This is a genomic window from Rhizobium acaciae, from assembly GCF_025941625.1.
Lineage (GTDB): Bacteria > Pseudomonadota > Alphaproteobacteria > Rhizobiales > Rhizobiaceae > Rhizobium > Rhizobium acaciae.
Genome location: NZ_JAPCZO010000001.1, coordinates 202,299 through 226,682, shown reverse-complemented (window position 1 = coordinate 226,682; position 24,384 = coordinate 202,299). Strand labels below are relative to the sequence as shown.

Annotated in this window: 26 protein-coding genes; 10 read left to right on the top strand and 16 right to left on the bottom strand. The window is 62.2% G+C overall.

From position 1 onward, the window contains the following. The first annotated feature begins 2 nt into the window (after window positions 1-2). Together OLZ32_RS01190 and OLZ32_RS01185 are read left to right on the top strand one after the other, a co-directional pair. Window positions 3-1,583, top strand: a complete 1,581-nt coding sequence (locus OLZ32_RS01190) for a TRAP transporter large permease (RefSeq protein ID WP_264395336.1) — start codon at window positions 3-5, stop codon at window positions 1,581-1,583. 48 nt (window positions 1,584-1,631) lie between these two features. Then, window positions 1,632-2,747, top strand: coding sequence for a TRAP transporter substrate-binding protein (locus OLZ32_RS01185; RefSeq protein WP_264395335.1), 1,116 nt, complete (start codon window positions 1,632-1,634; stop codon window positions 2,745-2,747). A 154-nt stretch (window positions 2,748-2,901) separates the two neighbouring features. Here the strand turns inward: OLZ32_RS01185 and leuS are convergent, their stop codons facing one another. Further along, on the bottom strand, window positions 2,902-5,415 hold the full coding sequence (leuS, locus tag OLZ32_RS01180) for a leucine--tRNA ligase (RefSeq protein WP_264419511.1): 2,514 nt from the start codon (window positions 5,413-5,415) through the stop codon (window positions 2,902-2,904). Window positions 5,416-5,815: 400 nt separating this feature from the next. Continuing rightward, window positions 5,816-6,724, bottom strand: a complete 909-nt coding sequence (locus OLZ32_RS01175; protein WP_130744175.1) for a LysR family transcriptional regulator — start codon at window positions 6,722-6,724, stop codon at window positions 5,816-5,818. A 175-nt stretch (window positions 6,725-6,899) separates the two neighbouring features. Between OLZ32_RS01175 and OLZ32_RS01170 the strand changes: the two genes are divergently transcribed. The 3 genes from OLZ32_RS01170 to OLZ32_RS01160 are packed head-to-tail and all read left to right on the top strand — an operon-like array spanning window position 6,900 to window position 9,186. Further along, a complete protein-coding gene (locus OLZ32_RS01170) occupies window positions 6,900-7,514 on the top strand; it encodes a C39 family peptidase (protein ID WP_264395333.1) in 615 nt (204 codons plus the stop codon). A 34-nt stretch (window positions 7,515-7,548) separates the two neighbouring features. Next, on the top strand, window positions 7,549-8,625 hold the full coding sequence (locus OLZ32_RS01165; RefSeq protein ID WP_264395332.1) for a D-alanine--D-alanine ligase family protein: 1,077 nt from the start codon (window positions 7,549-7,551) through the stop codon (window positions 8,623-8,625). A 15-nt stretch (window positions 8,626-8,640) separates the two neighbouring features. Then, a complete protein-coding gene (locus OLZ32_RS01160; RefSeq protein ID WP_264395331.1) occupies window positions 8,641-9,186 on the top strand; it encodes an AAA family ATPase in 546 nt (181 codons plus the stop codon). Window positions 9,187-9,195: 9 nt separating this feature from the next. On the opposite strand, the gene OLZ32_RS01155 is transcribed toward OLZ32_RS01160, so the two are convergent. From OLZ32_RS01155 to OLZ32_RS01145, 3 genes are all read right to left on the bottom strand, one after another. After that, window positions 9,196-9,813, bottom strand: a complete 618-nt coding sequence (locus OLZ32_RS01155) for a class I SAM-dependent methyltransferase (RefSeq protein ID WP_264395330.1) — start codon at window positions 9,811-9,813, stop codon at window positions 9,196-9,198. Window positions 9,814-9,978: 165 nt separating this feature from the next. Further along, window positions 9,979-10,488 (bottom strand): GNAT family N-acetyltransferase, encoded by a 510-nt coding sequence (locus OLZ32_RS01150; RefSeq protein WP_264395329.1) that lies wholly within the window; start codon window positions 10,486-10,488, stop codon window positions 9,979-9,981. Window positions 10,489-10,543: 55 nt separating this feature from the next. Continuing rightward, on the bottom strand, window positions 10,544-11,038 hold the full coding sequence (locus OLZ32_RS01145; RefSeq protein WP_264395328.1) for a GNAT family N-acetyltransferase: 495 nt from the start codon (window positions 11,036-11,038) through the stop codon (window positions 10,544-10,546). 249 nt (window positions 11,039-11,287) lie between these two features. Here OLZ32_RS01145 and OLZ32_RS01140 point away from each other — a divergent pair, with 249 nt between their 5' ends. Then, complete coding sequence (locus OLZ32_RS01140; RefSeq protein WP_017960818.1) at window positions 11,288-11,665, top strand: VOC family protein; 378 nt, start codon at window positions 11,288-11,290, stop codon at window positions 11,663-11,665. 72 nt (window positions 11,666-11,737) lie between these two features. Here the strand turns inward: OLZ32_RS01140 and OLZ32_RS01135 are convergent, their stop codons facing one another. Further along, on the bottom strand, window positions 11,738-12,502 hold the full coding sequence (locus OLZ32_RS01135; RefSeq protein WP_264395327.1) for a carbon-nitrogen hydrolase family protein: 765 nt from the start codon (window positions 12,500-12,502) through the stop codon (window positions 11,738-11,740). Between the two features lie 83 nt (window positions 12,503-12,585). Continuing rightward, window positions 12,586-14,037, bottom strand: a complete 1,452-nt coding sequence (gndA, locus tag OLZ32_RS01130; protein WP_172643630.1) for an NADP-dependent phosphogluconate dehydrogenase — start codon at window positions 14,035-14,037, stop codon at window positions 12,586-12,588. Window positions 14,038-14,248: 211 nt separating this feature from the next. Here gndA and OLZ32_RS01125 point away from each other — a divergent pair, with 211 nt between their 5' ends. From OLZ32_RS01125 to OLZ32_RS01115, 3 genes are all read left to right on the top strand, one after another. After that, window positions 14,249-15,040 (top strand): AraC family transcriptional regulator, encoded by a 792-nt coding sequence (locus OLZ32_RS01125; RefSeq protein ID WP_130754017.1) that lies wholly within the window; start codon window positions 14,249-14,251, stop codon window positions 15,038-15,040. Between the two features lie 70 nt (window positions 15,041-15,110). Then, window positions 15,111-15,509, top strand: coding sequence for a polyketide cyclase (locus OLZ32_RS01120; protein WP_018074612.1), 399 nt, complete (start codon window positions 15,111-15,113; stop codon window positions 15,507-15,509). Further along, complete coding sequence (locus OLZ32_RS01115; protein ID WP_018074611.1) at window positions 15,510-15,872, top strand: VOC family protein; 363 nt, start codon at window positions 15,510-15,512, stop codon at window positions 15,870-15,872. Window positions 15,873-15,927: 55 nt separating this feature from the next. Here the strand turns inward: OLZ32_RS01115 and OLZ32_RS01110 are convergent, their stop codons facing one another. The 7 genes from OLZ32_RS01110 to OLZ32_RS01080 form a co-directional block, all read right to left on the bottom strand. Then, window positions 15,928-16,644, bottom strand: a complete 717-nt coding sequence (locus tag OLZ32_RS01110) for a PAS domain-containing protein (protein ID WP_024322086.1) — start codon at window positions 16,642-16,644, stop codon at window positions 15,928-15,930. 248 nt (window positions 16,645-16,892) lie between these two features. Further along, window positions 16,893-17,828, bottom strand: a complete 936-nt coding sequence (locus OLZ32_RS01105) for a lipid A biosynthesis lauroyl acyltransferase (RefSeq protein ID WP_264395326.1) — start codon at window positions 17,826-17,828, stop codon at window positions 16,893-16,895. Between the two features lie 4 nt (window positions 17,829-17,832). Continuing rightward, window positions 17,833-18,861 carry a zinc-binding dehydrogenase gene (locus OLZ32_RS01100; RefSeq protein ID WP_264395324.1) on the bottom strand — a complete coding sequence of 343 codons (1,029 nt, stop codon included), beginning with the start codon at window positions 18,859-18,861 and terminating at the stop codon, window positions 17,833-17,835. Window positions 18,862-18,917: 56 nt separating this feature from the next. Next, on the bottom strand, window positions 18,918-20,204 hold the full coding sequence (locus tag OLZ32_RS01095; RefSeq protein WP_130700479.1) for a beta-ketoacyl-ACP synthase: 1,287 nt from the start codon (window positions 20,202-20,204) through the stop codon (window positions 18,918-18,920). A gap of 12 nt (window positions 20,205-20,216) precedes the next feature. After that, window positions 20,217-21,422: a beta-ketoacyl-ACP synthase gene (locus tag OLZ32_RS01090; RefSeq protein ID WP_264395323.1), complete on the bottom strand. Its 1,206-nt coding sequence runs from the start codon at window positions 21,420-21,422 to the stop codon at window positions 20,217-20,219. Beyond that, window positions 21,419-21,901 (bottom strand): 3-hydroxyacyl-ACP dehydratase FabZ family protein, encoded by a 483-nt coding sequence (locus OLZ32_RS01085; protein ID WP_003540474.1) that lies wholly within the window; start codon window positions 21,899-21,901, stop codon window positions 21,419-21,421. The genes OLZ32_RS01090 and OLZ32_RS01085 overlap by 4 nt, the downstream gene beginning before the upstream one ends. A 202-nt stretch (window positions 21,902-22,103) precedes the next feature. Beyond that, a complete protein-coding gene (locus tag OLZ32_RS01080) occupies window positions 22,104-22,382 on the bottom strand; it encodes an acyl carrier protein (RefSeq protein WP_003540486.1) in 279 nt (92 codons plus the stop codon). A 420-nt stretch (window positions 22,383-22,802) separates the two neighbouring features. Here OLZ32_RS01080 and OLZ32_RS01075 point away from each other — a divergent pair, with 420 nt between their 5' ends. Beyond that, window positions 22,803-23,525 (top strand): Crp/Fnr family transcriptional regulator, encoded by a 723-nt coding sequence (locus tag OLZ32_RS01075; RefSeq protein WP_264395321.1) that lies wholly within the window; start codon window positions 22,803-22,805, stop codon window positions 23,523-23,525. Between the two features lie 56 nt (window positions 23,526-23,581). On the opposite strand, the gene OLZ32_RS01070 is transcribed toward OLZ32_RS01075, so the two are convergent. Both OLZ32_RS01070 and OLZ32_RS01065 read right to left on the bottom strand, forming a co-directional pair. Then, complete coding sequence (locus OLZ32_RS01070) at window positions 23,582-24,013, bottom strand: L,D-transpeptidase (protein ID WP_017988607.1); 432 nt, start codon at window positions 24,011-24,013, stop codon at window positions 23,582-23,584. Between the two features lie 136 nt (window positions 24,014-24,149). Further along, entirely contained in the window at window positions 24,150-24,350 is a 201-nt protein-coding gene (locus OLZ32_RS01065) for an ECs_2282 family putative zinc-binding protein (protein ID WP_003540491.1), read from the bottom strand. Between the last annotated feature and the right edge of the window lie 34 nt (window positions 24,351-24,384).

Here is a 24,384-nt window from a genome sequence, read left to right as displayed (position 1 = left end):
CCATGTTTGCCTTCTTCGCGGAAAACCTCGCGCCGATCATGTTCCTGTCGCTGATCGTCGTGCTGCTGCTCGGCTATCCCGTCGCCTTCGCGCTCGCCTTCGTCGGCTTCGTGTTCGGCTTCATCGGCATCGAGATGGGTCTGCTGCCGATCAACCTCTTCGGCGCGATCCCGGATCGCATCTTCGGCCAGATGTCGAACGAGACGTTGCTCGCCATTCCCTTCTTCACTTTCATGGGCCTGATCCTCGAGCGAAGCGGCATGGCCGAAGACCTGCTCGACACGATCGGCCAGCTTTTCGGCCCGATCCGCGGCGGCCTCGCCTTTGCCGTGATCTTCGTCGGCGCGATATTGGCGGCGACGACCGGTGTGGTTGCTGCCTCCGTGATCTCGATGGGCCTGATCTCACTGCCGATCATGCTGCGCTACGGTTATGACCGGCGCGTCGCCGCCGGCACGATCGCGGCCTCCGGAACATTGGCGCAGATCATCCCGCCGAGCCTGGTGCTGATCATACTCGCCGACCAGCTCGGCAGGTCCGTCGGCGACATGTACAAGGGCGCGCTTGTTCCCGGCCTCCTGCTCGTTGCCGCCTATGCCGGCTACATCATCGTCATGTCGTTCATTCGGCCGGCAAGCGTTCCCGCACTGCCGCCGGAAGCCCGATCCCTGCGCGGATGGAAGCTGCTCGGCAAGGTCATCACCTCCCTCGTCCCGCCGCTCGTCCTGATCTTCCTGGTTCTCGGCACGATCTTCATCGGCCTGGCGACTCCGACGGAAGGCGGCGCCATGGGCGCGGTCGGAGCGCTGCTGCTTGCGGCATTCAACCGTCGTCTCGATCTCACGATGATCAAGTCGGCGCTCTACGCGACGGCCAAGTTGTCGTCCTTCGTGATCTTCATCCTGCTCGGCGCCCGCGTGTTTTCGCTGACCTTCTACGGCGTCAACGGCCATGTCTGGGTCGAGCACCTGATGACGTCGATCCCTGGCGGCGAGGTCGGCTTCCTGATCGTCGCCAACCTGCTGGTGTTCTTTCTCGCCTTCTTCCTCGATTATTTCGAGCTCGCCTTCATCATCATCCCGCTGCTGGCGCCCGTCGCCGACGCGCTCGGGATCGACCTGATCTGGTTCGGCGTGATGCTGGCGATCAACATGCAGACCTCGTTCATGCATCCGCCCTTCGGCTTCTCGCTCTTCTATCTGAGATCGGTCGCCCCGAACCGCGCATACAAGGACAGGATCACCGGCGCGACGATACAGCCGGTCACATCTGGCCAGATCTACATGGGTTCCCTGCCCTTCCTGGCGATCCAGCTGGTCATGGTCACCATCGTCATCGCCTTCCCCGGCCTCGTCACCCACTACAAGGTGGGACAGGTGACCGTCGACCCCTCGACGATCCAGCTCAACGTGCCGATGCCAGGCCAAGGCGGAGAAAACCCGTTCGGCACCCCTACCCAGCCGTTCGGCGCGCCCGAACCATCCACCGGCGAGCCGGCCACACCGTCATTCGACGCGCCCGCACCTGATTTCGGATCGCCGACGCCGAGCTTCGGCGCACCGCCTGCAGAACCTACGAAATAAATGCCCAGGTGATCGCCTGAGCCCTTTGATCAACCCGAGGAGGACGACATGACCAACACGATCAATCGACGTAACTTTCTGACGAAAGGCGCGATCGGCGGCGCAGCCACGGTGGCCGGCGCAGCACTTGCAGCACCTGCCGTTGCGCAGGAACTGCCGACGATAAAATGGCGCCTGACATCAGGCTTCCCGAACAATCTCGACACCATCTATGGCGGCGCGGTCGTCATGGCCGATGCCCTGTCGAAGATCACTGAGGGCAAGTTCCAGATCCAGGTTTTCCAGGCCGGCGAACTGGTTCCCGGTCCGCAGGCGATCGACGCGGTCAAGGCCAATACGGTCGAAATCGCGCACACCTGCGGTTATTACTTCACCGGCAAGGATCCGACATTCGCGATTGGCTCGACCATCCCCTTCGGCCTCAACGGCCGCCAGCAGAATGCCTGGCTCTATCACGGCGGCGGCAACGAGGCCTATAACGAGTTCCTCGCCGACTATGGCGTGGTCGGCATTCCGGGTGGCGCCACCGGCGCCCAGATGGGTGGCTGGTTCCGCAAGGAAATCAAGAGCGTCGCCGATCTCAAGGGCGTCAAGATGCGCATAGCAGGCGTTGCCGGCGAGGTCATGTCAAGGCTCGGCGTCATCCCGCAGCAGTTGCCGGGCGGCGACATCTACCCCGCCCTCGAGCGCGGGACGATCGATGCGGCAGAGTGGATCGGCCCCTATGACGACGAACGTCTCGGCTTCTATCAGATCGCTCCGAACTACTACTATCCGGCGTACTGGGAAGGCGGCCTGACTATCCACTTCTTCATCAACAAGGCCCAGTACGAAGCCCTGCCGGATGCCTACAAGGCCGCACTCGACGCCGCCTGCAAATCGGCCAACGTCAACATGCAGTCGCTCTACGACGTCAAGAACACCACGGCGATCCGCTCGCTCGTCGGCAAGGGCGTCAAGCTCCGCCCGCTGCCGCGCGACGTCATGGACGCCGCCTACAAGGCCTCCTTCGAACTCTACGCGGAATACGGAGAGAAGCACCCCGCCTGGGCGAAGATCTACCCCGCCTGGAAAAAATTCCGCGACGAATCCTTCGAATGGTTCCGCGTCGCCGAATACAGCTACGACAGCTACATGTACGCCGCGCAGGCCGCCGGAAAGTGACCTCGAGGCCAGGCGAAATGCCCGGCCCGGACGGCTGCCAAACCCCTGGAAAATTCCAGGGGTTTGTGATTTATGGGGGTGTTTACGAAGTCCGGCCGCCGCGGCTGGCGAGAACCGACCGTCGGGGATCAATCCCGACGATCGGCTTGCGGCATCACGGGTCTTCGATGACGAAATTCACCAGTCGCCCTGGGACCACGATTTCCTTGACCACCATTCTGCCGTCGAGCAAGGCCATGACGGCAGGGTCGGATCGCACGGCTGCGAGCAGCGCCTCGCCAAGATCAGCGGCGGCTTCGAAGCGGTGGCGAACCTTGCCGTTGATCTGCACGACATATTCGCGGGTCTCCATCTCGATCATTGCAGGATCGAAGGTGGGCCAGGAAACCCATGTCAGTGTTTCCCCGTGACCAAGCTTGCTCCATAACTCCTCCGCGATGTGAGGCGCAAAGGGTGCGAGCAACAGCACGAATGTCTCCACCACTTCGCGCGGACGCACTGCTTCCGCCGTCAGTGCGTTGGCCAGTTCCATCAGCCGGGAAACCGCGGTATTGAACCGAATTGCTTCGATATCCGCCGTCACGGTCTTCACCGTCTGGTGGCGCAAGCGCAGAAGCTGCGGGCTGGGGGCCGCCTCCAGCACCGCTGGAGACAATCCGTCGCTCTCGTCGCAGACGATGCGCCAGGCGCGCTCCAGAAACCGGCGCACGCCGATCACGCCGGCGGTCTGCCAGGGCTTTGCCGCATCCAGCGGCCCCATGAACATCTCGTACAGCCGCAAGGCGTCGGCCCCGAACTGTTCGACGACATCGTCGGGATTGACGACGTTGAGCTGCGACTTCGACATCTTCTCGACGGCGCGCTGCACTTCGACCGACCCGGCGAACCATCTGCCCTCCTCTTCGACGACGGAAGACGGCGCGTAATACCGGCCCGCCGCATCGCGGTAGGGATGAGCAAGGATCATGCCTTGGTTGAACAGCCGCTGGAACGGCTCTTCCGTCGAAACGACGCCGATGTCGTAGAGCACCTTATGCCAGAAGCGGGCATAGAGCAGATGCAGGACCGCGTGCTCGGCGCCGCCGACATAGAGATCGACCGGCATCCAATAGCGCTCGGCCTCGCGCCCGACGGGTTCGCGGGCGTTATCAGGATCGAGGAATCTGAGATAGTACCAGCAGGAGCCTGCCCATTGCGGCATGGTGTTGGTCTCCCGCCAGGCCGGTATGTCGGTGCCCGGCACGGTCGTTTCGACCCAGTCTCGCGCGCGGGCAAGCGGCGGTTCGCCATCGGGCGTCGGGGCGTAATCATCGAGTTCAGGCGGCAGCAGCGGCAGGCATTCCTCAGGCAGCGGCATCACCGAGCCATCCGCCAGATGCAGTACCGGGATCGGCTCACCCCAGTAGCGCTGGCGGGAAAACAGCCAGTCGCGCAGGCGATACGTGACCTTCGGCCGGCCCGCGCCGTTCGCCTGCAGCCAGGCGATGATGGCGGATCTCGCCTCTGATGAGCCCAAGCCATCCAGGAAGCCGGAGTTGACCATCGCCCCCTCGACCTCATAAGCCGCCTTTTCGATGTCGTCCTCGCTGTCGATGACGCGAATGATCGGCAGCTCGTGTGCATGGGCAAAAGCGTAGTCGCGCGCGTCATGAGCCGGCACCGCCATCAGGGCGCCAGTGCCGTAGCCAGCCAGCACGTAATCGGCCACCCAAACCGGCAGCCGGGCTCCGTTGGCAGGGTTGATCGCATAAGCGCCGGTGAAGACGCCCGTCTTCTCGCGCCCGGCATCGGCCCGCACCGTCTCTTCCAATCCTTCGGCCTCGGCAATATAGGCGGCCACCGCCTCGCGCATTTCCGGCTCCACGATGGCGGCAACGGCAGGATGCTCCGGCGCGAGCACGACATAGCTTGCTCCGAACAGGGTCTCGGGGCGCGTCGTGAAGACGGTGATGACCTCTTTGCCGTGCTCGAGCGGAAACCGGATTTCGGCGCCCTCGGAGCGTCCGATCCAGTTGCGCTGCATGATTTTCAGGTTTTCGGGCCAGTCGAGGCCGTCCAGTCCCTGCAGCAGCCGATCGGCATAGGCCGTGATGCGCAGCATCCACTGGCGCATCCTGCGGCGAATGACGGGATCGCCGGTCTCGACATAACGCCCGTCCTTGACCTCCTCGTCGGCAAGCACCGCGTTCTGGGCCCGGCACCAGTTGACCGCCACCTCAGCCTGATAGGCGAGGCCCTTCTCGAACAGCTTCAGGAAGATCCACTGCGTCCAGCGCACATAGGCGGGATCGGTGGTGGCAAACTCGCGGCTCCAGTCATAGGAAAACCCCAACCTCTGCACCTGTCCGCGAAACGTCTTAATGTTGCGCTTCGTCGTGATCGCGGGGTGCACGCCGGTGCGCATCGCGTGGCGCTCCGCCGGCAAGCCGAAACTGTCCCATCCCATCGGATGCAAGACATTGAAGCCGCGCATGCGTTTGTAGCGGCACGCTATATCTGTGGCCGTATAGCCGAGAGGATGGCCGACATGCAGGCCCGCACCGGAAGGATATGGGAACATGTCGAGTGCGTAGAATTTCGGTCTGGCCGGATCGATTTCCGCTCGGAAGGTATGGTGGTCGGCCCAATAGGCCTGCCACTTCGGTTCGATCTTGGGATCATAAGGCATGCATCACTCCTGGCGCCGGCCGGCACTGCGGCGGCGTGTCCTGAAAAATGGAGGCGTTCTTTGGTTCAGGAGCAGCTACGGCTGCCGGTGCTCCGGTGACGTCCGGCAGCCGCGGCTAAGTCGAAGCGCGCGCGGAGTTGCCGCGCAGGATGTCTGCGCGACGCTACGGACGAAAAAAGCGCGATGTGGCTTTGGAAACGATCTGGTGTCCATGGACGGTGGCTCAAGGCAAATAAGGAGAAAGCAAACGACAGTGTTATCCCGGCTCCGATCAGGAGGCCGTGGTGGTAAGTCGTGCGCCGCGTGCGCGAACGTCTGCTGCTTGAGTTTGAGTTGCCATAACCATGAACCAAGAGTGCCCGATATGATCGCTTCTGCCAAGAGTGCATTCGCGCGAAAATCAGGATCTGTTCAAATCCCGCGGCGCGCTCTTTACCAACTGATCGAGGACCGCGGCGACCTTCGGGTTACGCACCTCGCCGCTCCGGGTAATCGCATGGATGCTCCGGTAGGTGGATGGCGCCAGCGGCTTGACGGTCAGGCCTTCGCCAAAATCTCGAAGCGCCAGTCCGGGCATCACCGAAATCGAGCAACCGGCTTCGACAAGTGCGAAAACCACTTCGAAACTGTCGCTGAAGCCGTTGATGACGGGCTCGAAACCGATGTCGCGGCAGGCCTGGCGGATAGCCATGGAATAGGCGCTGGAGGCGACGTCGAGCGCCCAATGTTCATCCCTCAGCTGTGCGAGTTCGATGACGGACTCGCTCTCCAGCCTGTGGCCAGCGGGCAGAAGCACGAAGAGCTGGTCGCGGCAGAGGAACAGCGTGTCGGCCGTGCCCTCCAGCGTATGCGGATCGAACGATATGTCGTCGGCAATGACGATATCGGCCTGCCAGGCTCTGAGTGCCGCCACGCCTTCGGCAGGTCCCGTCGTCGTCATGACGATGTCGAGATGCGGATGGTCGGTGGCGAGTTGGCGCATTGCGGCAGGAATGAAGGAGGAAGCTGCGGAGGGTTGGGCGGCGATCCTGAGGTCGCCCGCGACGATATTCTGCAGTTCGGCAATATCGGTCTTGGCTTCCTCGACAATGCCGAATATCCGGTCGGCATGCACAACGAGCCGCTGTCCGGCCGGTGTCAGCGTCACCCCTCGCCCGCGCCGCTCGACGAGCGCAATGCCGACTTCGTCCTCCAGCTGGGCGATCTGCTGGGAAACGGCGGATGAGGAAATGCCGAGCGCGTCGGCGACCGCCGCCATCGTCTCGCGGCGCGAGAGCTCGCGAAGCGTGCGCAATCGGAAGAAATCCAAGCCCGTTTCTCCGGCTGATCAATCGGCCATAATTTCTAACCTATATGCTAATTTTAATTAAGTGGACCTGAAGAAAACTGCACCTTAGCCTTGGATTCGCAAGCGGGGCATCGGTTCGAAAAAAGCCAAGATTGCCCGCCATCTCATGAGACGAGTCACGGGGGATATCGACAGGATGCAGCAGAGCGGCGTGCCCTATTTCAGCCAATGGGAAACACCCGGCATGACGCTGCCGGTGCTTGCCGAGGGATCGCAGGCTCTGCTCAGCGATCCGCTCTGGCGCCATTCGGGAGCCGCGACGATCGAGGAATATGCGCGCTGGGCGGTCAATGTCTGCGGCATGGCCTGCCTGAAGATGATCCTTGCTGCCCGCGGCGAGATCCATCCGACCCTCGAGCTTGCCCGCGCCTGCACCGCCTATGGCGGTTATGTCGTCAACGAGATCGATGCCTCGATCAAAGGGCTGGTCTACGCGCCCTTCGTCCGCTTCGCCGCCGAGCGCTTCGCGCTTAGCGCGGAGACGATGACCGGCGTCGAGACATCGGCCATTCCCGAGCTTCTGTCGAAACGCCGGTTCTTCATCGCCTCGGTGAACTCGGGCATCCGCTGGCCGGAGCGCGAGCCGCCGTCGAAGGGCGGACACCTGGTGCTGGTGACGGCAGCCAGCGGCGAGACAATCCGCTTTCACAACCCGTCCGGTCATGACGAAGCGAGCCAGGCCGATGTGACTCTGCCGCTTGCCGTCTTCGACCGTTTCTTCGCCAATCGCGGCATATCGGTCGACGCCTGACCCTTTTCAACACCAGATCGTTTCGGAGACTTTCATGACCCCATCCCCAAACAGGCTGCGCATTGTCGTGCTCTTCGGCGGCCGCTCGGCCGAGCATGACGTTTCCGTGCTCTCGGCAACCAATGTCATGGGCGCGCTCAAGCCCGAGAAATACGACGCCGTCCCTGTTTTCATCACCCGCGAGGGGCAATGGCTGCTGAGCGGCTTCGAGGACGGCGTGCTGGCGACGCCTTCATCAGGCACGGAAATCTGCCTGGTGCCGGGTGGGCGCGGCCGCGTGCTGGTGATCCCAGCTCATGGCGCGCCGCATGACCTAGCAAAGGTCGACATTCTGTTTCCTGTCCTCCACGGCCAGTATGGCGAGGACGGATCAGTGCAAGGCGCGGCGGAGGTGGCCCGCGTTCCACTCGCGGGCTGCGGCATCCTCGGCTCCGCCACAGCGCTCGACAAAGACATCGCCAAACGCCTGCTGAGGGCAGCGGGCCTGCCGGTGGCGCGCGCGGTGACGATCCATGAGGGTGCCGTCCCTTCACTGGCAGCCTTGGAAGGTGAGCTCGGCCTGCCGCTCTTCATCAAGCCTGCGCGCCAGGGATCGTCGGTCGGCGTCGCCAAGGTCCATGCCAGCCAGGAATTCGCGCCTGCCCTTACTGAGGCCTTCCGCCACGATCGCACACTGCTCGCCGAGGAATTCGTGCGCGGCCGTGAGATCGAATTCAGCGTCTTGGAAGATACGGCAGGAGAACTCTTCGTCTCTCGGCCGGGCGAGATCGTGCCGGCCGAAAGCCACGGCTTCTATAGTTACGATGCCAAATATATCGACGAGAAAGGTGCGGCGCTGAAAGTGCCGGCCGAACTGCCGCAGGAGGTCGAGACCGCCATGCGCGACGTGGCCTCAAAAGCCTTCAGAGCCGTCGGCTGCGATGGCATGGCCCGCATCGACTTCTTCCTGACGGATGACATGCGGTTCCTCGTCAATGAAATCAACACCATCCCCGGCTTCACCCATATCAGCATGTATTCCAAGGCGATGGCAGCAAGCGGCGTCACCTACGCCGAAATCATCGACCGCCTGGTCGACCACGGCCTGGCGCGCGCCCGACGGGTGGCCTGAGACGGGAGCTTGATCATGAACAAGTCGGTCTTGATTTCGGGATGTTCCGGCGGCGGAAAATCGACACTGCTTGCGGAATTTGCCGCCCGCGGTCATGCCATCGTCGAAGAGCCCGGCCGGCGGATCGTCAAAGAGGAACTCGAGGGCGACGGCGCAGCCCTGCCCTGGGTCGACATGGCCGCCTTTGCCGGCCGCGCGATCGAGATGGCGATCGCCGATCACAAGGCTGCGCGTGAGCAGGCGGGATGGACGTTTTTCGATCGCGGGCTGATCGATGCGGCGGCGGCGCTGCAGCACCTAACCGGAGAACCGGTCCTGGAAAAATTGGGCGCCGCCCACCGCTATCACCAGAGGGTTTTTCTCACCCCGCCATGGCCCGAAATCTACACGACCGACCCCGAGCGGCGCCATGGCTTCGACGAGGCGGTCGCCGAATATGATCGACTTGCCGCCGTCTATCCGACGCTCGGCTACGACGTCGTCACGCTGCCGAAAATCGCGGTCGCCGACCGGGCGGATTTCATCGTCGACAGCCTCCCTCGGGAACCGAGGCAGCAGTAGACGAGATCGTCAGCGCCTGCGAAAAACGCACCACTGGAACGACTGCCGGCCGCCGCCGGGTGTCGTGTGTTCCTCCCGCCAGTTACGCTGAAGTGCGAAGGTGGATGAGAATTCAGTCGCAAGCGCCACCGCGTCGTAACGCTGGACCGGCAGGCCGCTGCACCGTTCCGGCCCGTCCGGCGCAAAGGTCGCTATGATCACGACGCTGCCCCGCGCCGTGCCGGTTTCGAGCGCGCGTCGATAGGCCAGCCGCTGCTCGGGCTCAGTGAGGAAGTGAAAGACGGCGCGGTCGTGCCACACATCGTAATGGCGGTCGGGCTGCCATGAAGTGACGTCGGCAACCACCCAGGCGATCCGGGCGGCATCATCCCGCAGCCGCGCCTTGGCGACTTCGAGCGCCGGCGCAGCGATGTCGAGGACGGTGAGGTCGGACCACCCGCGCTCAATAAGACGATCGACAAGGCTCGATGCGCCGCCGCCTACATCGATCAGCGAGGCCGTGGCCGGCAGTTGCAACTCGTCAAGCGCCCGCAAGGAAGGCCCAGGCGTCGGCTGATACCAGCTGACGCTGTCGGCAGATTTCGTGCGGTAGACCTCGTCCCAGTGTTCCCGCTTCTCGCCTGTCATCTGACATCCCCATCTCTTGCCGAGCCCGATATCCTCCAGCGCCGAGCGTCTTTTCAGACGCGCAAAGGGCGCTGTAGCGCTTTGAATTATGCAGTAGCTGATCAACATGTAGGGACTGAGACGTCTGCAACCAATCGCAGTGCGCCCAAGACCATGTTCCGCGGTTCAGGAAGCAAGGTGCCGATAAACGAGATCGGCAGGATCCGTTCGGGGTGCTGCGGGATCGAGACGCGCGCCAAGCCGCTCCGCAACGGCAACGGATGCGGCATTGCCAGGAGCTATATAGCTGACGAGCGATGGCAATTTGAGCGTCGCGAAGGCCCAGTTGCGCAGCGCGAGCGCCGCTTCGGTCGCATAGCCTCTGCCCTCGTATCCCTCGTAGACGAACCAGCCCAGTTCCTTTTCCGGAAAAAGCGGCCCGTGATTGATCCCCACCTGACCGACGCATTCGCCGGTTTCGCCAAGCTCGATCATCAGCGCTCCGTGCCCGAAAAGCTGCCACAGAGCCACGTCGTGACAGAACATCCCCCACGCCGCGCGCAGATCGAACGGGCCACCCATTCCGACGGATCGCGGCGAGGCCATGATCTCAGCATAAGCGACGAAATCGTCGATCTCAGGCATGCGGAGCCTAAGACGCTCGGTTCGAATGGTCATCGCGCCCGCTTCGGACATGTCGTCGCCTCCTCTGTCAGGTTGGGTTGGAGTTTCGGCCGTTGAACGAAATATTCTAGCTTTCAAATGCCGGGGCGAATTGCAACATCCCGCTTGACGGAGATCCGCGAAAAACAATCCTCTGCACGAGCCGCGTATCGAGGTCGAGATACTTCAACTGTCCATCGCTGCTGAAACCGACACGGCTGTAGATCTCGGGATTGCCGATCAGGGCGCATCCGCTGGCGCCCATCTCGTTCAACAATTCGAGACCCCGTGCAATCATCGCCTTGCCGATGCCCTGCCGCTGTCTCTCCGGCTTGACCGATATCGGCCCCAGCCCGAACCAGCCCTCATGCGCGCCGTCGATCGTCACCGGCGAAAACGCCACATGTCCGAGAATCTCGCCGCCCTGCTCGGCCACCAGCGATATCTTGAGATCGCCCGCCGCACGAAGTCTTCGGACAATCTCCGCTTCCGTTCCGTCGCTGTAGGGCATCGGCTTGAAGGCGGTCGAGGTCAGATCATGAATCGCATCGATATCATCAGGCGTTTCGTCTCGGATAAGCATCTCTGTCAATTCCTCAAGCGCGTTGTCGTCAGGGCTGCCCGTACAAACAATGTCTTATCCCATTGAAACGAAGTGTCGTAGATCCCAGAAAAACCTCGCGGGGATTCCGCTACCCCTCTTCCGCAGAAGATTTCGAGGCTATAGACCTAAGCTCGTGGGCACCGTCCTGCTGATCGAAACATCGGAGCGTACCATCTCTGTCGGCACCGTCCGAAGGGTATTTGCGTCTTCGCAATCAGAGGTTCTGCGATGAATGATATCGCCGATCACGGTGTTCGTTTCGGACGAATTGCCGCCATGCTGCCGGTCAAGGACATGACCAAGGCCTATGATTTTTACGCCAATGTCCTCGGCTTCAAGAAAACATTCGAGAACGGCAATCCTGTCGGCTTCATGATCCTGAAGCGCGATCAGGGCGAAGTGCATCTCACCTTGCAGCCGAACCACAAGGCTGCGGACTTCAATGTTGCCCACCTGATGGTCGACAATGTCGATGCCTTGCATGCGGTTTGCCAGCAATATGGGCTGAGAATCATCAAGAGCCTTCAGGACAAGGACTACGGATTGCGGGCCTTCGTGTTTGAAGATCCCGACGGCAACCGCATAGACGTTGGCCAACCGATCTAGCCAGCCATGAGAAGTGGATGGGGATACAGTCCCCATCCAACTTTCGCACATTCCCGAATTCCGCAGTGCTCGTCATTTGAGTCGAGCCCCTGCATCTTGTCCATCACAGGGAAAGTCGAAGACCAGCAAGCCGTGCTCCTCCAGCGGCAGCTGCGCCACGACCTCCCCTTGCCGGTTCAGCACGGCCGTCGGTCCCAAGGCGATGCGCCCGTCGCGCTCGCCCGTTACGTCGGACGATATCAGCCACAGGCCTGTCTCGCGGCATCTTTCACCGCGAACGGCATTGTGCAGCGGCTTGAATATTTCCGCCTTTTCCCGTGGCATCATGTTGTTGGACAGGCATAAGATCAGCGATGCGCCAGACGCAGCAACCTTTGCGGCTGCCTCCGGAAAATTGGTGTCGTAGCAGATGTTGATCCCATAGCGCAGGGCACCGATCGCAAAGCGCGGACTGTCCTTTCCAGCCTCGAAAGCCCGTTCGCCGTGCAGCAGGTGGGCCTTCCGATAGCGGCCGAGGAGAGCGCCGCGCTCGACGACGACGGCGGTGTTGAACAATCGCCCGTCATCGATCTCGATCAACCCCATGACCAGCACCGGTCCCGACTTCGGCAACCGATCCAGGACCGCCGCGAACTCGGCCGATGCGAGATCGAGGGCATCACGCCGCGCCGATCGTTCATCGGTCAGGTAGCCTTGCAGAAAACTTTCGGGAAAGACCAGCAGGGCAACGCCATCAGCCTCGGCGAGCGCCGCGACCCTAACCGCATAATCCAAGGCCGCCTCGACATTCTCCCGAAACTCCGGCGTCTGCGCGGCGGCTATCCGAATGCTATTCACCGTGATCTCCGGGTTTCAGCCTCGGCCTTTCAGCAAAAGGCCCGGCGCAGTGGCCGGGCCTCTCCTTGAAAAATCAGTAAACCTCAGAAGGTCGACGCACCGCTGCCCCAGGGGCCGTGGTGGAAATCCTTACCATCAAGGCGGTCGAAGCCGTGGGCGCCGAAGAAGTCGCGCTGTGCCTGGATGAGGTTTGCCGTTCCCCTGCCCTGGCGATAGGCGTCGAAATAGGTCAGCGCCGAGGTCAGCGCCGGCACCGGCAGGCCGGCGGCAATCGCGGCACCGACGACACGGCGCAGCGCCGGGATCGATTCCTTGACCATGTCGGAGAAAGCCGGCGTGACGATGAGGTTTGCAGCGTCAGGCGCCTTGGTGAAGGCCGAGGTGATCTCGTCGAGGAACTGCGAGCGGATGATGCAGCCGGCGCGCCAGATCCTGGCAATCGTCGGCATCGGCAGCGACCAGTTGAACTCGCGCGATGCTTCCGCCATCACTGCGAAGCCCTGCGCATAGGCGCCGATCTTGGCGGCGAAAAGCGCCAGTTCCAGATCCTTGTTGAGCTCGGGGCCATAAGCGATCGGGAAGGACACGGCCTGGGTCCCGAAGATCTTCTCGGCGGCTTCGCGCTGCGATTTCATCGAGGAGAGGCTGCGGGCAGCGACCGCGGCTTCGATCGCCGTTGCGGGAATGCCCATGTTCTGCGCCTCGATCGCTGACCACTTGCCAGTGCCCTTCTGGCCTGCCTTGTCGAGGATCATGTCGACCATCGGCCCGCCGGAAACCGGATCGGTTGCGGCAAGCACCTTCTCGGAGATTTCGATCAGGTAGGAGTTCAGCCGGCCCTTGTTCCATTCGCCGAAGATGCCGGAGATTTCGGAGGCACTCTTGCCGAGGCCGTCGCGCAGGATGCCGTAGATTTCGGCGATCATCTGCATGTCGGCATATTCGATGCCATTGTGGATGGTCTTGACGAAATGGCCGGCGCCGTCATTGCCGAGCCAGGCGACGCAGGGCTCGTCATTGTAACGGGCGGCAATCGAGGTCAGCACCTTCTCGACGCGCTTCCAGGACTCTTCGGTGCCGCCGACCATGATCGACGGGCCGTGGCGCGCGCCTTCTTCGCCGCCGGAAACACCCATGCCGATGAAGGTCAAATCGGTATTCTTCAGCCGATCGAAGCGGGCGACGGTGTCGCGGAAATTGGCGTTGCCGGCATCGATCATGATGTCGCCCTTGGAGAGATGCGGGCGCAGCAGCTCCATCTGCTGGTCGACGGGCTCGCCCGCCTTGATCATGATGATGATCGGGCGCGGCGGCCGGATCGCATCGACGAATTCCTCGATGGTTTTGCAGGGAATGATCTGCTTCTTCAGATCGCCGGCGCTTTCGTAGAATTCGTCGGTTTTCTCCGGCGTGCGGTTGAAGACCGCGATTTTATTGCCTTTTTCCGCGATGTTGAGCGCCAGGTTGGAGCCCATGACCGCAAGGCCGATCAGTCCGATTTCTGCCTTTTCCACGACAAACCTCCGATGTGTCATTTGGACCGGTGTTGTGGCACTGTCTCGGTCAAACGGCAAGTCTCGCAAGGGTCTAATCGGTTCGCAAAAGCCAATGAAATGAGGCTTGCAATACCTCGGCTTGTCCGACAACCCGCCAGCTGCCGCCCAATCCGGAAGCCGCAAGTTTTTCGTACGACCTGCCCGCAACGCCCTGTCTCATGGTATTATCAGGGCATCGGGAGATATCGCATTGGCATCGGGAAAACGAAAAGAGATGGCTCTCCTGGCGGCCCGCGCCGGCTGCTACTGTGAGTCTATGCCGCCGCCGACGCTGCGACGCCATTTCAGCCGCCTCTGGTCGCATGCGCTCCATGACGGACCGCCGGCAATGGTGGCGATCGTGCCGGATGGCTATTGCGATCTCCTCTGGATCGACGGCCGGCTGCTTGTCGCCGGTCCCGACAGGACAGCGGCCTTTCCCGTCATTCGGCCGGGCGCGACTGTCATCGGCGCACGTTTTGCGCCTGGCGCCGCAGCACCCTGGCTGGAGACGCCGCTCTCGGCACTGGTCGGCTGCTCGGTGCCCCTCGCTGACTTCGGCCGGAAGGACACTGCCGAATTCGAGGCGCGGCTTGCGGATTGCCCCGACCCCTCAGCCGCCACGGCGCTGTTTGGCCGCCTGCTCGAAGAGGCCGCGCGCGATGAGGAAGAGCCCGCCCGAGAGGCTGCCGTGATCTTCGCCGCCGCCGACAGCCGTCGCCCGGCACCCGGCCTGCTCGACAGGCTCGGCATGAGCGAAAGGCAGCTGCGCCGCCGCTGCCACCACCATTTCGGCTATGGCGCAAAGACGCTGGAACGGATCCGCCGGTTCCAGCGTTTCCTCGACCTCTGCCGCAGGTCGGACACGATGCCGCTTGCCCGCCTTGCGCTCGAAGCGGGCTTTGCCGATCAGCCCCACATGACGCGCGAGGTCGGCGAGCTCTCGACGCTGACGCCCGCGGTCATTCTTGACCAGCTCAGCATGCGGCAAAGAGCCGACTGACCGTTTTGTTCAAGACGCTGCCGGCCGGTCTGTTATTCTGACGAAAGCAAATGACAGGGACCTGCAGCCGATGACGACAATGCCCGCGAAAATCATCCACCTGTCGATCGAGCGCGACTGGCGCGACGTCTATGACTTCGCCGGCAAACCGGAGAACATGCCGCTCTGGGCTTCCGGCCTTGCGACCGGCCTCGAACCGCACGGCGCCGACTGGATCGCCCACGGCGCTCTTGGCAGCGTCAAGGTGAGCTTCGTACCTACCAATGAATTCGGCGTGATCGATCATACAGTGACGATCGAATCCGGCCTCAGGGTCTATAATGCCCTGCGCATCGTGCCGAACGGCGATGGCTGCGAGGTCATGTTCACGCTGCTGCGTCTGCCCGGCATGACCGACGCGCAGTTTTCCGCCGATGCCGCCCATGTCGAGAAGGATCTTGCCATGCTGAAAGCCCTGATGGAGAGATAGATGGCCGAGAAGACAGAAAACCACGATCGCCGTATCGATTATGTCGAATTCAACGTCGCCGACATCGCCGCCGCCAAAGCCTTTTACGGCTCGGCCTTCGGCTGGCGCTTCACCGATTACGGCCCCAATTATTGCGAATTCGACGATGGCCGGCTGAAGGGCGGCTTTACCGATTTCGGACCGGTGCGTCCGGGCGGCGGCCCGCTGGTCGTTGTCTATGCCAGAGACCTGGAAGAAGTGCTGACCTCAGTCGAAAGAGCCGGCGGCACGATCTGCCGGCCGATCACCGATTTTCCCGGCGGCCGTCGCTTCCACTTCCTCGACCGCGACGGTTACGAGCTCGCCGTCTGGGCGGCCGCTTAGCCAGACTACCCAAGGCAGCCGAGTTGGTCAGGCTGCCTAAGGCTGCCGACCGGGATCAGGCAGCCTGCGACAGCCGATCGAGATCTTCCATGACGAGCAGGGCGCCGATCACCGTACCGCCCGCATCGCGCAGCGGCGACATGCGACAGCGCACCTGCCGCGATCCGCCGCTGTCGGCCGAGCGCTCATAGGAATAGTCGATCTGTTCGCCGGCAAAACAGGCGTCGAGCTTATGCTTGGCGCATTCGGCAAACCGCTCCTCGCCGATGAATTCGGAAAGGTGGCGGCCGATGAGCTCCATCGGCTTCCTGTTGAGATGGGCGCTGTTGGCCGGATTGGAATAGAGGTAGCGATAGTCCCTGGTCAGCACCGCCACGCGATCCGGCAGGCTTTCGAGGATCACCGCGTTGAGGAACTGGCCATTGTCGGTATCCGGCACATAAGCCGGCGGCGGCTCGATGCGCACATCCTGCGGCGAAGGCACGCGCCAGTCCGGCCCATGCGCCCCGAAATAGCGGTCGAGCAGGTAGGAAAGCACCGACGTGTGCTCCGTGACGCTGGCGCTGTCGTCGGCATCCTGGCTGATCAGATGGCTCACAAACTGCAGTTGCATGTAAACTTCGAGCAGATTGACTGCCCGGCAGGCGAGGATTGCCTCGACCAGCGGCTCGACATGGCGGTCGAGCGCCGTGACGCGCTGGTCGTCGCCCAGGCGTATGGCTTCCTCGATTTGCACGCAACGCAAGGAAAAAGCTCGAAAAAGCTCCAGCAAGACGCCTCCACTCCCATTGTCCCAAGAGACGAGTCCGAAACCTCACATGGCTGCATTTCCCAAAAATGCGCCTTCCGGTAGACATTATTCGCGTCCTGGTGGTGACGGATAACATGAAGTGCCCTCAGTTTCAATCCGAGAGCACCTGCCGCTTTTCACCGCTGATAAATGAGGGTGGACGTTTTTGGAGCATGATGCCGAAAGTGTGAGCGGTTTTCGGCATCATGCCGGCCTGAAATCATCCTGTTCTAAGGCGCGAGCGTCTGCTTGATCTGCCAGCGGTCGTGATACCACAGCCACTGTTCCGGATATTCCCGCACCCAACTTTCCACCTTGTCGTTGAGCAGCTGGGCGGCGGCCGGCAGGTCGAGATTACCCGCAGCGTCGCGCGGCATATCCAGCCGCGGCTCGATTTCCAGCCGGTAGCGATTTCCGGGCAGACGGATGCAGCGCGCCGGATAAACCTCGCAGTCGAACTGGCGCACCAGCTTCGGCAGCAGCGGATTGGTCTTGACCTCGCGTCCGAAGAAGGTGCCCTTCAGCCCCTTGCGGAATTTCTGATCGACGAGCACGCCCACGCCCTGTCCTGCTTCGAGCTGACGGGCGAGCGCGAAGGAGGAGCCGGCATGCGAGGGCACCAGCTTGCCCATGCGCGCGCTCCTGAAGTCGAACACCTTCTTGGCGACATAAGGATTATTCGGTGGCCGGAAGAGCACGGTCACGGTCAGCCCGAAAGCGGCGCCTGCCACCGGCAGGAGCTCGAAATTGGCGGTATGGCCGGTAAAGACGATGAAGGGGCGCGGACTATCGCGCAGGTCGAGGAAGATCGGGACGCCCGACACCTCCACCCTGCCCGGCTCCGACTTTTCGGGATCATAGTCGAACAGCTGATCGAGGAAGACGTATTCGGCCGCAAGCCGGCCCATATTGCCCCAGCTGGCGAGCGCGATCTCCTCGATCTCGGCCTCGCTCTTCTCAGGGAAGGCATTGCGCAGATTGGTCAGCATCAGTCTGTGGCGGCTGGTCTGCCGGCCGAGGCGGCGCATCATCCTGTCGGCGAAGCGGATCGCGCCATCGGCCGGAAACAGCTTCAGGAAATTCAGGAAGCCGAACATCACCTGAGCCACCAGCCATTGCTGGAAATTCCTGAGCGCCAGAACGATCCGGGTGATGAACAGTTTCACGCGGTCAATCCATCTTCAGGATGATCTTGCCGAAGATCTGGCGCGATTCCATCCGCTCCAGCGCCCGGTCGATATCGCTGAAGCTGACCTCGGTATCGATGACGGGATGGACGAGCCCGCGGCCCATCTTCTGCATCGCATTCGCCATGTTCTCCATGCGGCAGCCGAAGGAGCCGAAAAGCTTCAGTTGCTGCTGGAACAGCATCATCAGGTTCATCTCTGTGGAAACACCCGAGGTCGAACCACAGGTGACGAGACGGCCGCCGCGCTTCATGCAGAGCATCGAGCCCGCCCAGGTATCCTTGCCGACATGTTCGAAGACGACGTCGACGCCCTTCTTCTTGGTGAGCTTGCGCACCACGCCCTCGAAGCGGTCGGTGCGGTAGTTGATGACGTGATCGGCGCCGAGGGCTTTGGCCTTTTCGATCTTGTCGTCGGAACCGACTGTGGTGATGACGGTGCAGCCGATCTTCTTGGCGAGCTGGATCGCTGCCGTGCCGATGCCGGAGCCACCGGCATGGACGAGGATCGTCTCGCCCGGCTCAAGCTTGGCATTGTCGAACAGCATGTGCTCGACCGTGCCGAAAGTGACCGGAGCAAGCGCCGCGCCGATCGCATCGACGCCGGGAGGGGCAGGCACCAATAGGCGCGCGGGGAGGTTGACCTTCTCCTGCGCAAAGCCGTCGAGATGGAAGCCGTGCACGCCTGAGACATGTTCGCAGAGATTGTCGCGGCCTTCGCGGCAGGGACGGCAGAGGCCACAGGTGCGCGCGCCATAGATCGCCGCCAGCTGGCCGGGCAGCACGTTGGCGACCCCCGGCCCGATCGCCTCGACGACGCCGGAGGCTTCGGCACCAATGACGAGCGGCATCTTGCGCTTGGCGAATGCCATGCCGCGCCATCCCCAGACGTCGATATGGTTGAGTGCCACTGCCTTGACCCGCAGCGTCACCTCGCCGGCACCTGGGGCATCCGGTTCCGGCAGATCGGTGATCTCAAGCTTGCGGTCGTCGATCAGTTGCAAAGCGCGCATGGCAAAATCCCTCGCCTGGAAGGCGTTTTTCTTGTCTTGAAATTGTCGGGAACCGCTTAAGCCGGTTCGAGCGCCATGACAAGGCTGGCATTCTGCCCGCCGAAGCCGAAGGAGTTGGAAAGCACGGCTGAAACCTGAGCTTCCCGCTTCTTGTTCGGCACGACATCGAGAACGATCGACGGATCGGGGTTGTTGTAGTTGATGGTCGGCGGCAGCGTTCCGGTCAACATCGTCTGCAGCGAGAACACCGCCTCGACGGCGCCCGCCGCCGTCAGCGTGTGGCCGATCATCGACTTGTTCGACGAAACCGGAATGCCGACCAGCTTCTCACCGAAGACGGCAGACATCGAACCATATTCCATCTTGTCGTTCTCAGGCGTCGAGGTGCCGTGGGCATTGATATAGCCGATATCGCCCTCGCTCATGCCGGCATCGGCGAGCGCTGCGCGGATCGTCGCAATCGCCGGGCCGCCGTCAGGCGACGACCGGGTGCGGTGGAAGCTGTCGGCCTTGTCGCCGGCGCCCTTCATGATGCCGAGCACCTTGGCGCCGCGGGCGACTGCTGATTCCAGCGATTCCAGCACCAGCGTCGCCGCACCTTCGGCAATCACGAAGCCGTCGCGATCCTTGCTGAACGGCTTGGAAGCCTTGGTCGGCGGATCGTTCTGCGTCGAAAGGGCTGACAGCAGCGAGAAGCGGATCAGCGCTTCTGCACTCAGCGATCCGTCGGTCGCGACCGTCAGCGCGCGATCGGTGCGGCCCTGGCGGATCGCCTCGATGCCGAGCTGGATCGCCGTGACGCCGGAGGCGCAGGCGGTCGACAGCGTCACGGGCAGACCGCGGGTGCCGAACCGGTCGGCAAGCCGCTCGGATATCGCGCCGAACAGCGCCGCCTCATGGAAGGCCGGGTCCGGACGCTGGCGCAGCGCCGTCAGAAAGCGCTCGTAGGCATCACCCGGATGGTCGGAGGCCGGCGAACGGTCGGCAAGCTCGAAGCGTGCGCTCCATTCCGGTTCGATCGGCGGGGCGGCGAGGAATAGCGGGCCATTGAAATCACCGGAAAGGCCAGCATCGGCAAGCGCCTCGATCGTCGTTTCGCGGGCAAAGGCATAGGAGCGCTCGACGGCATTCGGCACCGGGATGCCGATAAAATCGACGGTGCCGGCGATCCGCGTCGACAGGCCCTCAGTCGGGAAGCGGTTGATTTCGTGAATGCCCGACGTGCCTGACGAAAGCGCCGCCCAGTTGTCGCTGAGGCCCTGGCCGAGCGAGGTGATGATGCCCATGCCGGTAACAGCCACGATCGGACGGCCGAGGTGATCTCTATAAGCGGAAGCTGTCATATCTCTCACTCCTCACGCATTTGCGGAAAGAACGGCGACGCCCTCGCCGCGCTGGTGTCCGACCGTGGTCACGACGGCGGCGGTGGCGCCTGCCCGCATCGGCGCCTCATGGGCGGCATCGAAGGGCGGAACTTTTGCCTTGCCGTCGACGGCAAGGGCTGCGAGCGCCAGACCCAGCGTGAACTGCGTCTCGATCGTATGGCCGGTGATCCCACCGAAGCCGCGGATTGCTACGTCGGGCAATTGATGTTCGAGTACCGCCCGCTCGCGAGCGGCAAGATCGTGCATGCCGGTCGATCCGGAAAAGATCGCCGTGCTCTCAGTGGCAAGCCCGGCAGCCGGCGCCAAAAGCCGCTCCAGCCGGACTTCGAGATTGCCGGAATTGCGGTTGCCGCGGTCGCCCTCGACCGCGTCGATGACAGCATAGATATGGGCGCCGCGGGCTTCAGCATGTTTGCGCGATTCCAGCACCAGGAAGGCGCCTGCCGAACCGGTGATCATGCCGCCGCCATCGCTCGGTCTGCGCGACCAGAGCGGCACCCAGTCGCCGCGCGCATGGGCGCCGATCGCTTCTGTGAGCAGGATCATGTCAGGCCGTTCGGCCGCGAAGGCGCCTCCAACAAGCGCATGCGAGGATTCGCCTGATTTGATACGGTAGAAGGCGGTCTCGACGGCGGATATGCCGGCCGCTTCCTCGCCCATGAAGGTGCGCGACGAGCCGGTGACCTTGTGCACGATCGAGATATTGCCGGCGAGCAGATTGGAAAGCTGGGCGAGGAACAGCGTGGGCCTGAGTTCCGTCGTCAGCTTCTCGTTGAGCAGCAGCTCGCGGTCGTTGCGCTTCAGCGCCTCGTCGACGATCAGCGTGTCGACATTGATATCGCGCTCGCCGCCGCCGGCCGCCACGATCATGTCCATCGTGCCGCAGGCCTCGATATCGTCCTTGAAACCGGCATCGTCGAGCGCAAGGCCGGCGGCGAAGACGCCGATGCGCTGCCAGTTCTCCATCTGGCGCTGATCACCGCGCTTGGCGATCTGCTGCGACCAGTCGATCTCGGGCAGTGGATGCACCGGATAGGGCTTGAACTTTTCGGTCTCGACGATGGCTTTCGGGGTGCTCGCGGCCGAAAGCAGCGCGATATGCGCATCCTTGCCGACGCCTTGACAGGTGACGATGCCGATGCCCGAGATGACGACGTCGTTTGCAGCCTTGCTCATCCAATCACTCCCTGCGCCGCGATCGCTTCGAGAAGCCCGATCTCGCCGGCACGTTTCTTCACGATATCGCCGAGTGGCACCTCGGAAAACGGCATGGTGCGCAGTTTCAGCTGCGCATCGCAAACCTTCTTGCCGCCGCTGGTGATCTTAGCCTTGGTGACCGCGAAACCCGAACCGTCATGCTCCAGCACCGCCTCGATGTCGAGCACGGCTTCCGGTTCGACGAAGGTGCGCATCTTGGCGCCGTCGACCGTCATCAGGAAAGGCATGGCGGCAAAATTGGTGACGGCAAGCACCAGCATGCCGGAGGCCTGCGCCATGGTCTCGATCAGGAGCACGCCGGGAACGAGCGGCATGCCGGGAAAATGACCCTCGAAGACGGGGCTCTTGGCCGGCACGACGGATCGCGCCTTAAGCGTGCCCTTCTTCAGGTCCACCGCTTCGACGCGGTCAATCATCTGGAAATATTCCAGCAGCATTCGGATCCTCCGGCCCGACAGGCCAGATCCGCCCGCCGGTGACGCCTGAAGCGCGTCTGGTTCGCACTTTAGGTCTTTGTTTTACGCATGCCGTTGTCCCAAAACCGCTGCGCACTTTTGGGCGGCATGCACTAGTTAGGAACGAAACCGCCCGGCCGCCATATTCAGGGCGGCAGGGCGTTCAAAAAGACTGTTATATCGCTCAGGCCTTGGCTGCTTTGAGCTCGTCGATCTTGGCGCAGAGGTTCTTCAGCACGAAGTATTCTTCGGTGGAAACCTTGCCTTCGTTGACTTCCTGCGTCCACTTTTCGAGCGGGATCTTGATGCCGAATTCCTTGTCGATCGCAAAGACGATGTCGAGGAAATCAAGGCTGTCGATACCGAGGTCGTCGATCGTATGGCTCTCCGGCGTGATCGTCGCGCGGTCGATCTCGCTGGTCTCTGCAATAATGTCGGCAACTTTATCGAATGTAGCGGTCACGCGCTGTACCTCATGAAATGACGATTTAAACCCCCTCATAGGCAAATCCATTTCAAAAGCCAATGCTTTCGTCCCGGCACTATGGCAATTTGTCGATCGGGTGTTGCTTAAACAGCAATGGAATGCCGGCCTTTGCCGTCACCCGAACAGGCGTCGGGGCGGAAGGCGAGGCCTCTGTGGAAGGCCCGCCGCGCCGGCAGATTGGAGAAGCCGTCCGAATCTAACCCATGGATGGCCCTCGCACCGGAGCAAGCGCGGTTCCCGACAAAACCCACGGGCGGGAACGCTTTGATCTAGATCAAACAGCGATCTCAGCGAAATTGATAATCCTCAAGCGGCGCTGGGGCATGCGGGGCATGCTAGCCATGCCGGACGCGCCAGTCGTGCCAGCCAGACGAGGATTTCAAAAGGGATCGGGACATGGATGTTGCCCGCAGCGAATTTTTCGAGACCGGCACTCCCGTCGCTTGCACTTCCTGCCAGGCGCGACACGGCGTCGTCTGCGGCGCTCTGTCGAAAGGTCAATTGAGGGAGCTCAACCGCCACTCTCTGCGCCGGAAGATCGAGGCCGGCTGCGAGATCATCGCCCAGGGGTCGGAAAGCTCTTTCTATTCGAACATCATGCGCGGGGTGATAAAACTCTGCAAGGTGATGCCGGACGGGCGCCAGCAGATCGTCGGCCTGCAATTCGCCCCCGATTTCGTCGGCAGGCCCTTCGTGCGCGAAAGCACGCTGTCGGCCGAGGCTGCGACCGATTCTGAAATCTGCGTCTTCCCGCGCAACCTGCTCGACCGCATGATATCGGAGACGCCGGAACTGCAGCGCAGCCTGCACGATCAGGCGCTGAGGGAGCTGGATGCCGCGCGCGAATGGATGCTGACGCTCGGCCGGCGCACCGCCGAGGAGAAGGTCGCAAGCCTGCTCCACCTCATCGCCACCCACGCCGAACCGCAAACGGCCACAAGCACCGCCTTCGACCTGCCGCTATCCCGCGCCGAGATCGCCGACTTCCTCGGGCTGACGATCGAAACCGTCAGCCGTCAGATGACCAGGCTGCGCAAGAGCGGCGTCATTCGCATCGAGAATTTCCGACATATCATCGTCCCCGACATGGATGAACTGGAGCGGATGATCAGCGCATAAGAGGGATCAGCGCGGCTCATAACCCGTTGGGTTAGCGCGGCGCATAACCCGTTCGGTTAGCGCGTAATGACCACGCGGGTATTGGCAAGGCCGGCCTGCCGCGCCAGCGAGAAGAACTGGGCGGCATTGTCCGGATGCAGGCGAACACAGCCATGCGAGGCCGGCCGGCCCAGGCGCTTCAGGTCGAAGGTGGCGTGAACGGCATAACCGCCGTTGAAGAACACAGCGTACGGCATCGGCGCATTGTCGTATTTCCTGGAGCGGTGATCACGCGACAGCCACTTGGCGCTCCATGAACCGGTCGGCGTGACGTAGCCATTGCGCGCGGTCGAAACCTTCCAGCGATACTTGACGAAGCCGTTCTCGGAAACAGTCATCGTCTGCTTGCCGATGCTGATATTGGCGACCAGCGTTGCTGCCTGAGCGGCAACAGGAGAAAACTGCAGCAATAAACTTGCGGCCGCAGCCGCCAAAATCGTCTTCATCATAGCCCCTCTTCGAACCCGCGCAGCTTATTTGCGCCCTCACGAAAGAGAGACTACGGCAATACTTATTAGATTGCTTTAATCCGAATGGTAATCACAATTTCAACGGCGCATCGCAGCAAGCGGATGCGCCGCAGGCTTATTGAAGCTTGCGCTTCGCCCCAGCCTGATTGAGCCCTTGGTAGGCCTTGTTCATCTTCTCGCGGATCGAGGCCATGGTGCCGAGATTATGGCCGCAGGCGGCACAGGTGATGATGTCGGTCTCCCGGATCTCGGGACGCTCGAACTTCATCTTGGTGCTCTTGCACTTCGGGCACGGTAATTCAACCTGAACTGTCATCGCTCTGCTTCCGGTCTGGTGGAGGTAGGAGGCG